This window comes from Micromonospora humida, from assembly GCF_016901255.1.
Lineage (GTDB): Bacteria > Actinomycetota > Actinomycetes > Mycobacteriales > Micromonosporaceae > Micromonospora > Micromonospora wenchangensis.
In genome coordinates, this window is record NZ_JAFEUC010000041.1 from 1 (window position 1) to 1,194 (window position 1,194).

At 69.8% G+C, this 1,194-nt stretch carries 1 protein-coding gene; it reads left to right on the plus strand.

What is annotated here, in order from left to right; translation table 11 throughout:
* Window positions 1-21: 21 nt before the first annotated feature.
* A complete protein-coding gene (locus JQX11_RS32850; protein ID WP_307826482.1) occupies window positions 22-1,116 on the plus strand; it encodes a hypothetical protein in 1,095 nt (364 codons plus the stop codon).
* The last annotated feature ends 78 nt before the right edge of the window (window positions 1,117-1,194 follow it).

Here is a 1,194-nt window from a genome sequence, read left to right on the forward strand (position 1 = left end):
GCTCGGTCCGGTCTGCCGCGGGTGTATGCCGTCGATACCACCGCGTGGCCCCGGCCGAACGCAGCCACCAGCCCGGACCGGCAACCGCAGTACACCCCGGGCGGCCCGCGTGGCGCGGCGCTGATCAAGACCGGGTGGCGGTATCAGCACGTCGTCCGGTTGACGCTGACCCCGGACTCGTGGGTCGTGCCGGTCCTGGCCGACCGCATCACCTCCGACGACGACCTGGTCGAGGTCACCGTCAGCCACATCGCACAGATCTGCGCAGCCGACGGCGCCCGCCCGGGCGACCCGTCGCTGTTCCTCCTCGATTCCGGCTACCCCGCGGCCCGGATCACCCACCTGATCCGCGAACGCAGGATTCCCGCGGACGTCCTGGTCAGACTCGCGACCTCGCAGACCATGTGGACCAGACCCGAACACCGGGCCGCCCACCCACTCGGAGGCCGGCCCCGCCGACACGGATTCCGGCTGACCCTGCGCGAACCCGACCTGACCCCGGACGCCGGTGTCAGCGGACCACTCGACATCTACGGCACCGTCACCGTCCGGGCCTGGCACCACGTCCACCCCAAACTCACCCGCGCCAGCCGCGGATTCACCGACCAGACCACCCTCCCGATCGTGGAAGGCACCGTGCTCCTCGCCCGGGTCCAGCACCTACGCCCCAGCCGCCGCGCCGGCGACCTCGCACTCTGGTACTCCGGCACCCGCCACGACCTACTCACCCTGGTCATGACCTACCTGACCCGCTACGACATCGAGCACTACTTCCGCTACCTGAAGACCACCGCCCACGCCCCGGACTTCCACCCCCGCCAACCCGACACCCTGACCACCTGGCTCCGCCTACACGCCTACGCCTACCTCCACCTGTTCTGCACCCGCACCCACCTCACCCACCACCGGCTGCCCTGGGAACCCACCACCACCACAACAACCCCCACCCCCGGCCAGACCCGCCGACAGGTTTCACCCGCTCTACGCAACGCCTGGCAACCACCAGGCCACCCGAAACCCGGACACCCCGGACCCGGACGCCCCGCCGGAAAACGCCGCAAACGCCGAACCCGCTACCCCGTCATCCGCCGCAACGCCATCCACAAGGGCAAATAACACCCCACCCCCACACCACCACGAACACCCACACCACACCGCCAGACCACCCTGCCCACACAACGGTCAAAACACGAG